Source organism: Streptomyces cyaneofuscatus (genome assembly GCF_042718795.1).
GTDB lineage: Bacteria > Actinomycetota > Actinomycetes > Streptomycetales > Streptomycetaceae > Streptomyces > Streptomyces cyaneofuscatus_A.
The window spans coordinates 1-12,177 of the sequence record NZ_JBHXOX010000007.1 but is presented as its reverse complement, the minus strand read 5'-3'; the positions used below and the strand labels follow the sequence as shown (position 1 = coordinate 12,177).

The 12,177-nt window shown below is 73.4% G+C and carries 11 protein-coding genes and 2 pseudogenes; 7 read left to right on the top strand and 6 right to left on the bottom strand.

The features are described from left to right. The first annotated feature begins 64 nt into the window (after positions 1–64). The 7 genes and pseudogenes from ACFWRT_RS09025 to ACFWRT_RS08995 all read left to right on the top strand — a co-directional run. Positions 65–613: a DUF1697 domain-containing protein gene (locus ACFWRT_RS09025; protein ID WP_380951576.1), complete on the top strand. Its 549-nt coding sequence runs from the start codon at positions 65–67 to the stop codon at positions 611–613. Further along, a complete protein-coding gene (locus ACFWRT_RS09020) occupies positions 606–989 on the top strand; it encodes a nuclear transport factor 2 family protein (RefSeq protein ID WP_380951575.1) in 384 nt (127 codons plus the stop codon). Before ACFWRT_RS09025 ends, ACFWRT_RS09020 begins: the two co-directional genes overlap by 8 nt. Before the next feature lie 116 nt (positions 990–1,105). Then, the gene (locus ACFWRT_RS09015; protein WP_380951573.1) at positions 1,106–1,774 is read left to right on the top strand and encodes a hypothetical protein; all 669 of its coding nucleotides are present in this window, start codon (positions 1,106–1,108) and stop codon (positions 1,772–1,774) included. Positions 1,775–1,846: 72 nt separating this feature from the next. Beyond that, positions 1,847–2,647 (top strand): DUF1775 domain-containing protein, encoded by an 801-nt coding sequence (locus ACFWRT_RS09010; RefSeq protein ID WP_380951572.1) that lies wholly within the window; start codon positions 1,847–1,849, stop codon positions 2,645–2,647. 212 nt (positions 2,648–2,859) lie between these two features. Continuing rightward, positions 2,860–4,551, top strand: coding sequence for an ABC transporter ATP-binding protein (locus ACFWRT_RS09005; protein WP_380951570.1), 1,692 nt, complete (start codon positions 2,860–2,862; stop codon positions 4,549–4,551). Further along, a complete protein-coding gene (locus ACFWRT_RS09000) occupies positions 4,548–6,377 on the top strand; it encodes an ABC transporter ATP-binding protein (protein WP_380951568.1) in 1,830 nt (609 codons plus the stop codon). Before ACFWRT_RS09005 ends, ACFWRT_RS09000 begins: the two co-directional genes overlap by 4 nt. 110 nt (positions 6,378–6,487) lie before the next feature. Next, positions 6,488–6,868, top strand: a pseudogene (locus ACFWRT_RS08995) (mycothiol-dependent nitroreductase Rv2466c family protein); the annotation flags it as partial. Positions 6,869–6,884: 16 nt separating this feature from the next. Here the strand turns inward: ACFWRT_RS08995 and ACFWRT_RS08990 are convergent. From ACFWRT_RS08990 to ACFWRT_RS08965, 6 genes and pseudogenes are all read right to left on the bottom strand, one after another. Beyond that, entirely contained in the window at positions 6,885–7,640 is a 756-nt protein-coding gene (locus ACFWRT_RS08990) for a sirohydrochlorin chelatase (RefSeq protein WP_380951567.1), read from the bottom strand. An 8-nt stretch (positions 7,641–7,648) separates the two neighbouring features. Beyond that, positions 7,649–8,575, bottom strand: a complete 927-nt coding sequence (locus tag ACFWRT_RS08985) for an ABC transporter permease (protein ID WP_380951566.1) — start codon at positions 8,573–8,575, stop codon at positions 7,649–7,651. Beyond that, positions 8,562–9,353, bottom strand: coding sequence for an ABC transporter ATP-binding protein (locus ACFWRT_RS08980; RefSeq protein WP_018514603.1), 792 nt, complete (start codon positions 9,351–9,353; stop codon positions 8,562–8,564). Before ACFWRT_RS08980 ends, ACFWRT_RS08985 begins: the two co-directional genes overlap by 14 nt. A gap of 48 nt (positions 9,354–9,401) precedes the next feature. Further along, positions 9,402–10,517, bottom strand: coding sequence for an aliphatic sulfonate ABC transporter substrate-binding protein (locus tag ACFWRT_RS08975; RefSeq protein WP_380951565.1), 1,116 nt, complete (start codon positions 10,515–10,517; stop codon positions 9,402–9,404). Between the two features lie 230 nt (positions 10,518–10,747). Further along, positions 10,748–12,082, bottom strand: coding sequence for a sulfate adenylyltransferase subunit 1 (locus ACFWRT_RS08970; protein WP_380951564.1), 1,335 nt, complete (start codon positions 12,080–12,082; stop codon positions 10,748–10,750). Then, a pseudogene (locus ACFWRT_RS08965) lies at positions 12,083–12,177 on the bottom strand (sulfate adenylyltransferase subunit CysD); the annotation flags it as partial. It lies immediately after the preceding gene.

Genomic DNA, 12,177 nt, shown 5'->3' with positions numbered 1-12,177 from the left:
CGCCCTCCCCCACGGGGCGCGGCGGCTGCGCGCCCGAGGACGGACCGCTCTAGGGTGTGGGCCCATGACGACGACGTACGCGGCTCTGCTGCGCGGGATCAATGTGAGCGGCCACAAGAGGGTCCCGATGCCGGAACTGCGCACCGTGCTCGGTGAACTGGGGCACACCGGCATCGCCACCCATCTGCAGAGCGGCAACGCCGTCTTCCGCAGCGAGGACCAGGACGAGAGCGCGCTCGCCGCCGCCCTGGAGCAGGCGATCCACGAGAGGTTCGGGTTCTTCGTCGACTGCATCGTCCGCAGCGGCTCCTACCTCGCCGCCGTCGCCGACGCCTGCCCCTTCCCCGCCGCCGAGCTGGAGGGCAAGCAGCTCCACGTCACCTACCTCGACCGGGCGATGGACGCCGAACGCCTCGCCGGCCTCGACGCACCGGCCTACCTGCCGGAGGCTTTCGAGCTCGGTGACCGCTGCGTCTACCTGTACGCCCCCGACGGACTCGGCCGCTCCAAGCTGGCCGCGGCTCTGGCGCGTCCCCACCTCACCAAGGGCCTCACGGCCACCACCCGCAACTGGAACACCGTGGCCAAACTGGTGGAGATGACACGTGTCTGAGCCGTCGCCCGCCGTGGCCCAAGCCATCGAAGGCGAACTCCGCCTGCTGGACCCGGTGGTACGCGCCTCCGCGGATCTCCTCGCCGCCCTGCTCCACCCCGGGTTCCGGGAGATCGGCACCAGCGGACGGCTCTGGGACCGGGAGTCGATCATCGAGGCGCTCACCGCCGACGACGCCCCGCGCCCCGGCCCGCTGACCGCCTCCCGGATGCGGGGCACGCAACTCGCCCCGGATCTGGTGCACCTCACCTTCGATACGGAGTCCAAGGGGCTCCGCTCGCACCGCAGCTCCCTGTGGCGGCTGACCGGGGAGGGGTGGCGGCTCTACTTCCACCAGGCGACCCCGTTCGTCGACGACCCGTTCGCGGAGGTCTGAGCCTCTGCGGCAGTTCGAGCCTCTCCGGCGGGTGGCCGGGGGCGAGTTCGGGAGGACCACCGACTTCCCCGGCGGGCTGACGGGCCGGGCCCGCCGTGCCCCATGATGGGGCAGCCATGTCGAGGGCCGCAGAGATACGCGACGGACGCTCCGCCCGGGATCCCGGGGCCGGAGCGGCGGTCGCCGCTGTCCGGGCCCTTGTCTTCGCGGCGACCGGCACGGCCCTCGCACTCTGCGCCCACCACCTGTCCTCCGGGCAGGCGGTGCCGGGGTGGTCCGTGCCGCTCGCGGCCGGGACGCTGTTCCTCGTCGCGCTGTTCGTCGCGCGGTTCCTCGCCCCGTTCGTCGCGCGACGGGGCGGGGCGCTGCCTGTGGTGCTCGCGGCGACCGGCGCCGGACAGGCCGCACTGCACCAGCTCTTCGCGGCCGTACAGAACGACACCGCCGCCGCGCCGCCCGCGTCGCACCGGCACGGCACCGGACTGGACGTCCACCAGGCCTGGCACGCGGACCACCGCCTCGCGGTGGTGATGGCGGCCGGACACACGGTCGCCGCGCTGCTGGTGGGCTGGTGCATGCAGCGCGCGGACGCCTCCTGCCGGACGGTGGCCCGGCACCTGGACCACACGCTGGACCGGTGGCTGGGCGGGCCCGCCCCGGCGGGCCCGTTCCCGGGGCGCCGGCCCCGGACCGGGCCGCCGCGGGCGTGGTCCCCGCCCTCCCCGTACAACCGCACAGCGCTGAACCACACGGTGGTACGCCGGGGGCCTCCCGCGACGCGCTGATCCGCGCCGCCCGCCCGCCCGGGGCGCGCTTCCGCGTGCCCGCGACACCGCCACCTCACCTGGGAGATCCCCGTGTCCACCTCCGTACGCGTACGAACCATCGGCCGCTGCGCCGCCGTCGCTGCCGCGACCGCCGCCACCCTCCTTCTCGCCACCCCGGCCTCCGCCCATGTGGAGGTCGCCTCCGAGGGCGCCCGTGCGCTCGCCGAGAACGTCACGCTGAACTTCGACGCGGCGACCGAGTCCGACGCGGCGGGCATCACCAGGCTGGAGGTGTTCCTCCCGAAGGGGATCGCTCCCGCCGACGTCACCTACGGCAAGGGCCCCGCCGGCTGGAAGCTCGCCCCGACCGACAAGGGCTTCACCGTGTCGGGTCCGCCCGTGGCGGTCGGCAAGGACGTCACGTACTCCGTCGTCGTCCGGCAGCTTCCGGACGCGAAGTCGCTGGTGTTCAAGACGCTCCAGACGTACGACGACGGCCGCGTCGACCGCTGGATCGAACTGGAGGAGTCGAGCGGCGGCGGGCACGGACACTCCGCGCCCGTGCTGGAGCTCCAGGAGGCCGCCCCCGGCGCCGAGCCGGTCGCCCCCACCCCGAGCGCGAGCCCCACCTCCGCGCCCCCTTCGCCGTCCGCCCCGCCCACCACCGAGCCCGCGGACGCGAAGCCGACGGCATCGGACGGGGTGACGGCCTCGGACGGGGTGACGGCCTCGGACGCGGCGGCGGCGGAGGACGAGGCGAAGGCCTCGGCGGCGGAGGACGACGGCTCGTCGCCCGCCCTGCCGATCGGCATCGCCGTCGCCGTCGCCGTACTGGCGCTGGCCGGCGGCCTGTGGTGGTTCCTCAAGCGCCGCCGCTCCGGCACCGCCTGACCCGCCCCGGCCCGCCCGGTCCCACGGCCCCTGCCCCCGGGCCGTGGGGCCCCGCCGCCAGTCCGGACGCCCGCGGCCGGAGATCCCGCAGGGGGGGGCGGGGGCCCCGGCCGTGGCGGATGCAGGTTAGCCTTGCCTTCGTTTTGGCTGGAGAAGGATGGCTGGAAGTCGCCTCTCCGCCCTTGTCCGGCTACACGCTGAGGAGCAGGTGAGTGGGGGCTGACATGTCCGGGCGCGGTGTCATCCGCCGCGCCGTCGCGGGGCAGCGCCGGGACGTCGTCGTCGGTTCGCTGCTGGGCGCCGCCCATCAGACCGGCGAAGCACTCGTCCCCGTACTCATCGGCCTGATCGTCGACCGTGCCGTGGTCCGCCCCGACGGCGGTGCGCTCGCCCTCTGGCTGGTCGTCCTCGCCGTGGTCTACGCGATGCTCTCGTACGGCTTCCGCTTCGGCGCCCGGGCCGGTGAGCGCGCCGCCGAGCAGGCCGCGCACCACCTGCGCCTGGACGTCGTACGCCGGGTCCTCGCCCCGCACGGCGGCGCCGAGGCCGGGCGGCCGCCCGGCGCCCTGGTCAACGTGGCCACCGAGGACGCCCGGCGGGTCGGGGCCCTCAACATGGCCCTCACCCTCGGCATCGCCGCCGTCGTCGGCGCCGTCGCGGGGGCGGTCCTGCTGCTCCGTGCCTCCGTCCCCCTCGGGCTCCTCGTCCTGATCGGCGCCCCGGTCCTCATGGCGCTCGGCCACTACCTCGCCCGCCCCCTGGAACACCGCAGCGACGCCGAACAGGAACGCGCCGCCCACGCCTCCGGGGTCGCCGCCGACCTGGTCGCCGGGGTCCGCGTCCTCAAGGGCCTCCGCGCCGAGGCCGCCGCCGTCGCCCGGTACCGCTCCACCAGCCAGGCCTCCCGCGAGGCCAACGTGCGCGCCGCCCGCGCCGCCGCACTCCAGACCGGCCTGATGCTCACCCTCACCGGCGCCTTCATCGCCCTGGTCGCCCTCGTCGGCGGCCGCCTGGTGCTCAGCGGCTCCATCGGCCTCGGGGCCCTCGTCTCCGCCGTCGGCCTCGCCCTCTTCCTGCCCGGCCCGATCGCCGTGCTGGCCTGGGTCGGCGCCGAACTCGCCAAGGCCCGCGCCTCCGCCGCCCGCATCGCCGACGTGCTGGCCGCACCCGGCGAGAGCACCGGCGGCACCACGGAGCCGGCCGCACCGAGTGCAGGAGAGCTGCGCCTGCACGGCCTCGGCCACGCCGGGCTCCACGGCATCGACCTCACCGTCCGGCCCGGCGAGCACCTCGGCATCGTCGTCACCGACACCGCCGACGCGGCCACCCTGCTGCACTGCCTGGCCCGCCGCTGCGACCCGGACCGGGGACGCGTCGAACTCGACGGCACCCCGGTCACCGAACTCGCCCCCGCCGCCCTGCGCTCCGCGCTCCTGGTGGCCGAGCACGACGCCCAGCTCTTCGACGGCACCCTCCTCGACAACGTCACGGCCGCCGCCCCCGCCGGAGCCGACCCGCAGCCGGCCATGGACGCCGCCGCCGTCGACGAGGTCGCCGCCACCCTGCCCGGGGGCACCTCCGGGCGTATCGGCGAGCGCGGCAGCTCCCTCTCCGGCGGCCAGCGCCAGCGCGTCGCCCTGGCCCGCGCGCTCGCCGCCGACCGCTCGGTCCTCGTCGTCCACGACCCGACCACCGCCGTCGACGCCGCCACCGAGGCCCGCATCGCCACCGGCATCCGCCGCGCCCGCACCGGCCGCACCACGGTCCTGGTCACCAGCAGCCCGGCCCTCCTCGCCGCCACCGACCGGGTCGTGCTCATCGACGGCGGCACCATCACCGCCGAGGCCCCGCACGAGGACCTCGTACGCGACCATCCCGTCTACCGCACGGCGGTGCTCACATGACCCCCACCGATATGACCGATGTAGCGGACGACAGCGCCGAACTGCTCCCCATCGCCACCGGCGCCCGCACCCGCGCCGCCCTGCGCACCCTGATCCGCCCGGACCGGGGCCGCGCGATCCTGGGCCTCGGCGTGCTGGTCGGCGCCACCGCCGTAGGGCTCCTGGTCCAGCCGCTGCTCGGCCGCGTCGTCGACATCGTCGCCGACGGCCGCCCCGCCGACGCCCTCACCCTGCCCGTCGTCCTCCTGCTGGCGGTCGCGGTCGTCCAGGGCGTCACCACCACGCTCGGCCTGACCCAGGTCGCCCGGCTCGGTGAGACCGTCCTGGCCCGGCTGCGCGAACAGTTCATCGAGCGCGCCCTCCAGCTCCCCGCCGACCGCCTGGAGCGGGCCGGGGCCGGCGACCTCACGGCCAGGGTCACCGGAGACGTCGCCCGGGTCGCGGAGGCCGTCCGCTCGGCACTCCCCGAGATGGCCCGCTCGGTCCTCGCGATCGTGCTGACCCTCGGTGCGATGGCCCTGCTGGACGTACGGTTCCTCCTCGCCGCGCTCCTCGCCGTACCGGTCCAGGCGCTCACGGCACGGTGGTACGTGACCCGCGCCGTCACCGTCTACGCGGACCAGCGGGTCGCCAACGGGGCCCAGCAGCAACAACTCCTGGAGACCATCGGGGGAGCGGCGACCGTACGCGGCCACCGGCTGGAGGAGCAGCACACCGAGAAGAGCGCGGCGCGCTCGCGCAGGGCCGTCGAGCTGACCATGCGCAGCGTCCACCTGGTGCTCGGCTTCTACGCTCGCCTGCACATCGCGGAGTACGTCGGCCTGGCCGCCGTCCTGGTCACCGGGTTCTTCCTGGTCCGCGACGGATCCGTCTCCATCGGTACGGCGACGGCCGCCGCCCTCTACTTCCACAGCCTCTTCGGACCGGTCAACGCCGCCCTCGTACTGCTCGACGAGGCCCAGTCGGCGGCGGCCGGGCTGGCCCGGCTGGTCGGGGTGACCGACCTCCAGGAGAGCACCAGCCTCCAGGAGAGCACCGGCCCCCAGGCGAGCACCGACCTCAAGGCGAGCGCGGTACGGCTGCCGCACCAGCGGACCACGTCCGACGCGGCCGTCACCGTCGACGCCGTGAGCCACGCGTACGGCCCCGGCCGCACCGTCCTCCACGACGTCTCCCTGACCCTGCGCGCGGGCGAACACGTGGCGCTCGTCGGGACCAGCGGGGCCGGGAAGTCCACCCTGGCCCGGCTCGTCGCGGGCGTCCTGCAGCCGACCGGCGGCACGGTCTCCGTGGCACCGAGCCCGGCCGGCCCCTCCGTCGTCCTGGTCACCCAGGAGGTCCACGTCTTCACCGGCACCCTCGCCGAGGACCTCCGCCTCGCCCGCCCCGACGCCACCGACGCCGACCTCCGTACCGCCCTCGCCACCGTGCACGCCCTGGAGTGGGCCGAGGCCCTGCCCGAGGGGCTCGCCACCGTCGTAGGCGAGGGCGGCCACAGCCTCGACCCGGCCCGCGCCCAGCAACTCGCCCTCGCCCGGCTCGTCCTGGCCGACCCGCCGGTCGCCGTCCTCGACGAGGCGACCGCCGAGGCGGGCAGCGCCGGCGCCCGGACCCTGGAGCGCTCCGCCGAGGCCGCCCTCGCCGGCCGCACCGCCCTGGTCGTCGCCCACCGCCTCACCCAGGCCGTCGCCGCCGACCGGATCGTGGTGCTGGAGGCCGGCCGGGTCGTCGAGAGCGGCACCCACGACGAACTGCGCACCGCCGAAGGCCCGTACGCCACCCTCTGGCACGCCTGGTCCGGCAGCCGCGCCGCACCCCACCTCTGACCCCCCAGTCCCCGCCGCCCCCCGGGCACGCCCACCCTCCGAAGCAAACCGCCATGTCCCGCCTGGCCCGCCGCCTCCCCCCGCGAAGGGACGGTGACCCTGGACAGCCGGGCCCTGCACTCCACCCCCACCAGGGAGTCGGCCCAGCAGCTCTGACGGCTGCCGCCATCCCGAAGTGGCCCACCGCACTGGACCGTGACTGGTACCGCGCCGAACCGGCCCTGCCCGCCGAGCTGCTGGAGGCCGCGCACTCCACGGCGTACGACGAAGAGGTGGCCCGCAGCCACGACGCGGGCAAGGATCCGGAGCAGGACGCGTACGTGGGCACGCCGACGATCCACGTGGACGGCACGGTCTGGTTCGGCCCGGTCATGAACGCGATCCCGCGCGGCGAGGAGGCGGCCGAACTCTTCGACAGCTTCCGGGTCCTCGCGGGCCACCAGGGCTTCTTCGAGCTGAAGCGGGCCCGCTCTGGCGGTCTGTCCTACGACTGGCCGGCAGCCGCCCTCACGCCGACAGCGACGACGCCCCCACCATCACCCGCGCCTCGTCGTACCGGTCCAGCAGCAGCCGCGCCAACTCCGGCGCCGGGCCCAGGACATCGGCCAGCACGTCCGCACCGGCCGCCTCGGCGCCTGCCGCGATGCGGTCCGGGAGGCGGCCGGGGGCGATGACGTACGGCGCCACCGCCACCCGCTCCGCGCCCTCGGCGCGCAGGGCCCGTACCGCGTCCTCGGTGCGGGGGAGAGATGCGGAGGCGAACGCAGGCCGCACGGCGCACCAACCGGTGTGCCGCAGCTCCCGCGCGATTTCAGCGATCACTGCGATCGCCTCCGGGTCTGAGGATCCCGCCGAGGCCAGGACGAGCCCGGTCCGGGGGAGGTCGCCGGGGCGGACCCCGGCCTCCCGCAGCCGCCGCTCCAGGGTGGCGTTGAGCAGCGGGGACGGGCCGAGGACGTCGGCCTGGCGGATGTGCAGGCGGGGCAGCCGGGCGCGGGCCTCGCGCAGCACCGACGGGATATCGGTCTTGGCGTGGAACGCCCGGGTCAGGAGGAGCGGCAGGGCGACGATCTCGTCCGCCCCCTCCGCGGCCAGGCGCTCCAGCACCCGGGGCACGGAGGGGGCGTTGAACTCCAGGAACGCCGTCTCCACGCGCAGCCCCGGCCGCTCGGCCCGCACCCGCTCGGTGAGGGCGTGCACGGTCGCGGCGTGCCGCGGGTCGCGGCTGCCGTGGGCGATGACGAGGAGGACGGGATGGGACATGGCGTGACTCAGTTCTTGACGAGGAGGCCTCGGCTGCGCAGCACCCACCGCTCCAGCGGACTGAAGATCAGCAGGTCGATCGCGATGCCGACGAACAGGATGAGCAGGATCGAGAGGAAGACCCCGGGCATGTCGAAGTTGCTGCGACCGTTCTCCAGCAACTGCCCGAGTCCCAGACCCAGTTCAGGGGAGGAGGCGATGATCTCGGCGGCCATCAGCGAGCGCCAGGAGAACGCCCAGCCCTGCTTGAGACCCGCCAGGTAGCCGGGCAGCGCGGCCGGCAGGACGATGTGCCACGTGCCCCGGATGCCGGTGGCACCCAGCGTGCGGCCCGCCCGCAGGAACAGCGGCGGCACCTGGTCGACACCCGAGACCAGCCCGTTGGCGATCGAAGGCACCGCACCCAGCAGGATCACCGCGTACATCATGCTGTCGTTCAGCCCGAGCCAGATGACCGCCGGGGCCACCCACGCGACCGACGGCAGCGACTGGAGCCCGGACAGGATCGGCCCGATCGCCGCCCGGATCAGCCGCACCCGCGCGACCAGCAGCCCCAGCGGCGTACCGATGGCCACCGCGAGGAGGAAGCCGAGCAGACCGCGCGAGACGCTGGTCCAGACGACCTCCAGGAGCGTGCCCTTGAGCCACATGTCCTTGGCGCTGTCCCACACCGCGGACGGCGGCGGCAGCTTGTAGACCTCGGTGACCTCGGCGCGGACCAGCAGCTCCCAGACGATGAGGACCAGCGCCACCGCTACCACGGGCGGCAGCACCTTGCTCTTCAGGACCTCGCGGACCGGGGTGCGGCGGATCTGCACCGCGTCCAGGGCGTCGAGACCTGCCTCCAGACCGGCCAGGTCGTCCGGCTTCGCGTCGACCGGTCCGGCCGCCGCGTCCGGCCGTTTCCGGTCGGACGTGATGTCAGTGCTGGCCATGTCGGCGGATCTCCCCACGCAGTTCTTCGGTGATCTCGACGGACAGCTCCGCCACGGCGGTGTCCTCGATACGGCGCGGCTGCTCGATGTCGACCGTCCATTCGCGGGCGATGCGGCCCGGCCTGGACGAGAGCAGTACGACGCGCTGCGCGAGCCGTACGGCCTCGCGCACGTTGTGCGTGACGAAGAGGACCGAGGCGTTCGTCTCCCGCCAGATCCGGGTCAGCTCGTCGTGCAGCACATCGCGCGTGATGGCGTCGAGCGCCGCGAACGGCTCGTCCATCAGCAGCAGTTGGCTGTCCTGGGCGAGTGCGCGGGCCATCGCCACCCGCTGCCGCATCCCGCCGGAGAGCTCGTGCACCCGCTTGCCGTACGCGCCGCCGAGGCGGACGAGTTCGAGCAGCCGCTCCGCCTCGGTGCGGCGCTCCGACTTCGGGACCCCGCGCAGCCGCAGGGCCAGTTCGATGTTCTTGCCCGCGGTCAGCCACGGGAAGAGGGCGTGCTCCTGGAACATCAGGGCCGGCCGCCCGCCGGGGGTCTCGATGGACCCCGCGGACGGGCGGTCGAGTCCGGCCACCAGATTGAGCAGCGTCGACTTTCCGCACCCGGAGGCTCCCAGGAGGGTGACGAACTCACCCGGAGCGACATCGAGGGTGATGTCGTCCAGGACGAGCTGCTGCCCCGTGGGTCCGGCGAAGGACTTCGAGACGTGCGCGAGACGGGCGGCGTGCTCGACCGTCGTACGGTCCTCGGCCTTGGTGAGGGTGGTGGTCGCCATGGTCGTCACCTCCTGGGAATCCGATGGGTTCCGGTGCGGATGGGCGGGTTACTTGACGCCGAGACCGGCGTCGGAGACCTCGGGCCGGCCCTCAGCCTTGAGGATCTTGTTCAGCGGGCCCAGGTCGTAGATGCCCTCCAGCTTCGGGTTCTCCAGCAGACCGGCCTTCACCGAGAACTCCGACTGGGTCTTGAGCGTGGTGGCCAGCGGGTCGTTGGTGAACTCGACGGACTCCCACGCCGGGTCGAGGATCTCCTTGGGCAGTGCCTTGCCGCTCAGCTTCTCCAGCGCCTTGTTGGCGGACGCCTTGGCCTCCTCCGGGTTGGCGTTGATCCACTTGTTGGTGGACACCGAACCCTTGACCACGGCCTCGACCACGTCGGGGTGCGCGTCGAGGAACTTCTGCGACACGATGATGTGCGTGATCACGAACTTCTTGTCCGGCCACAGGTCCTTCTCGTCGAGGAGCACCTTCGCGCCCTCGGAGACCAGCTTCGAGGCCGTCGGCTCCGGGACCCACGCGCCGTCCAGCGAACCGGACTTGTAGGCGTCGGGCGTCACCTTGTTGTCCGAGCGGACCACGGAGACGTCGCCCTTGCCGCTCTGCGGGTCGACCTTCCAGCCCTTCTCGGAGATCCAGTTGAGGAAGGCCACGTCCTGCGTGTTGCCGATCTGCGGGGTCGCGATCCGCTTGCCCTTGAGGTCGTCCAGCGTCTTGATCTTCTTCGGGTTGACGACCAGTTTCACGCCGCCGGAGGCCGAACCCGCCACGATCCGCAGGCCCTTGCCCTGGGACTTGACGTAGGCGTTGATGGCGGGGGAGGGGCCGATGAAGCCGATGTCGATCGAACCGGCGTTCAGCGCCTCGATCTCGGAGGGGCCGGCGTTGAAGGTCGTGGACTCGACCTTGGTGCCGCCCAGCTCCTTCTGGATGGTGCCTTCCTGGATACCGACCAGGGCGGTGGCGTGCGTGAGGTTCGGGAAGTAGCCGATCTTCACGGTGTCCGCGGAGAGCTTCTTCCCTCCGGCGGAGACGTTCGCCTTCTTCGCGTCGTCGTCCTGGGCGTCGGAACCGTAACCGCAGGCGGTGGCGGTCAGGGCGAGCAGCGGCAGGGCCGCGACGGCGGCTATGGAGCGGCGAACGGTGGAACGGTGCGCAGGCACGGGAGGCTTTCCTCTCGTTGGCCCGGTACTCGCGTCCCGCTGCTGGTCAGGGGGGCGCGGCCGGGAGGTCGGCAGGTCTTCGGCGGTACGGGTGCGGGGGGTTCAGGGCGCGCGAGCGGTGCGCGTACGTCATCACGCACATCGCCCCACGCCTCCCTGGCCGCTGCCGAGGGCGCCGCTGCCCACCCGGCCGCCCTCCTTCGCGAAGGTGGAGAAGAAGTCACCGGTCATCAGAAGTCCCACTCGGCGTCGTCGTCGGCCGCCACGAACGCTTCGGCCGCGGCGGCGAACGCGGCTCCCGCCATGCCGGCGCTCAGCGTCGTCCCGTCCGCCGGGTCGATCAGCAGGAACGAGCCCGTGCGCCGGGAGTCCTCGTACGCGTCGAGCGCGAGCGGCTCGGCGGTCCGCACCACGACCCGGCCGATGTCGTTGGCGACGAGCTGTCCGGGCGCCGGGTGCTGGGAGAGGTCGTCCAGGGTCAGCCGCGAGGGGATGTCCTTGACGATCGCCTTGACCGTACGGGTGGTGTGCTTCAGCAGCACCCGCCGGCCCACCGAGAGCGGCTGGTCCGCCACATGGCAGACGGTCGCCTCGATGTCCTGGGTCACCGGCGGCACATCGGCGGCGGGGGCGATCAGGTCGCCGCGCGAGATGTCGATGTCGTCGGCCAGCCGGAGCGTCACCGACTGCGGCGCCCACGCGATGTCCACGCTCTCGCCGAGCGCGTCGATGCCGGTGATCGTCGTCGTACGCCCGGACGGCAGTACGGAGACGGCCTCGCCGACCCGGAAGACCCCGGCGGCGATCTGACCGGCGTACCCCCGGTAGTCCGGGTGCTCGGCGGTCTGCGGCCGGATCACGTACTGCACGGGGAAGCGCGCGTGGCAGGCGGTGAGGTCATGGCTGACCGGCACCGTCTCCAGGTGCTCCAGGACGGTGGGGCCGCCGTACCAGTCCATGTGCGCGGACGGCTCCACGACGTTGTCCCCGGCCAGGGCGGAGATGGGGATGGCGGTGATCTCCGGGACGCCGAGGGAGGCGGCGTAGGCGGTGAACTCCTCGGCTATGGCTGCGAATACGGGCTCCGCGTAGTCGACGAGGTCCATCTTGTTGACGGCGAGGACGACGTGCGGGACACGGAGGAGTGCCGCGACGGCGGCGTGGCGGCGGGTCTGTTCGACGACGCCGTTGCGGGCGTCGACCAGGACCACGGCCAGTTCGGCGGTGGAGGCGCCGGTGACCATGTTCCGGGTGTACTGCACGTGGCCGGGGGTGTCGGCGAGGATGAACCGGCGGCGGGTGGTGGCGAAGTAGCGGTAGGCGACATCGATGGTGATGCCCTGCTCACGCTCGGCCCGCAGTCCGTCGGTGAGCAGGGCCAGGTCCGGGGCCTCCTGGCCGCGGCTGAGCGAGGCCTGCTCGACGGCCTCCAGTTGGTCGGTGAGGATCGACTTGGAGTCGTGCAGCAGACGGCCCACCAGGGTGGACTTGCCGTCGTCGACCGAACCGGCCGTGGCGAAGCGCAGCAGGGTGGTGGCGCTCAACTGCTCAGCTGTGGTGGTCATTTAGAAGTACCCCTCGCGCTTGCGGTCTTCCATCGCGGCTTCGGACATCTTGTCGTCGGCGCGGGTGGCGCCCCGTTCGGTGAGCCGGGAGGCGG

Excerpts from the sequence above, each read along its gene's own strand:
- ACFWRT_RS09025 (WP_380951576.1), top strand. The coding sequence starts at position 65 with ATGACGACGACGTACGCGGCTCTGCTGCGCGGGATCAATGTGAGCGGC.
- ACFWRT_RS09015 (WP_380951573.1), top strand. The coding sequence starts at position 1,106 with ATGTCGAGGGCCGCAGAGATACGCGACGGACGCTCCGCCCGGGATCCC.
- ACFWRT_RS09000 (WP_380951568.1), top strand. The coding sequence starts at position 4,548 with ATGACCCCCACCGATATGACCGATGTAGCGGACGACAGCGCCGAACTG.
- ACFWRT_RS08990 (WP_380951567.1), bottom strand. The coding sequence starts at position 7,640 with ATGTCCCATCCCGTCCTCCTCGTCATCGCCCACGGCAGCCGCGACCCG.
- ACFWRT_RS08985 (WP_380951566.1), bottom strand. The coding sequence starts at position 8,575 with ATGGCCAGCACTGACATCACGTCCGACCGGAAACGGCCGGACGCGGCG.
- ACFWRT_RS08980 (WP_018514603.1), bottom strand. The coding sequence starts at position 9,353 with ATGGCGACCACCACCCTCACCAAGGCCGAGGACCGTACGACGGTCGAG.
- ACFWRT_RS08970 (WP_380951564.1), bottom strand. The coding sequence starts at position 12,082 with ATGACCACCACAGCTGAGCAGTTGAGCGCCACCACCCTGCTGCGCTTC.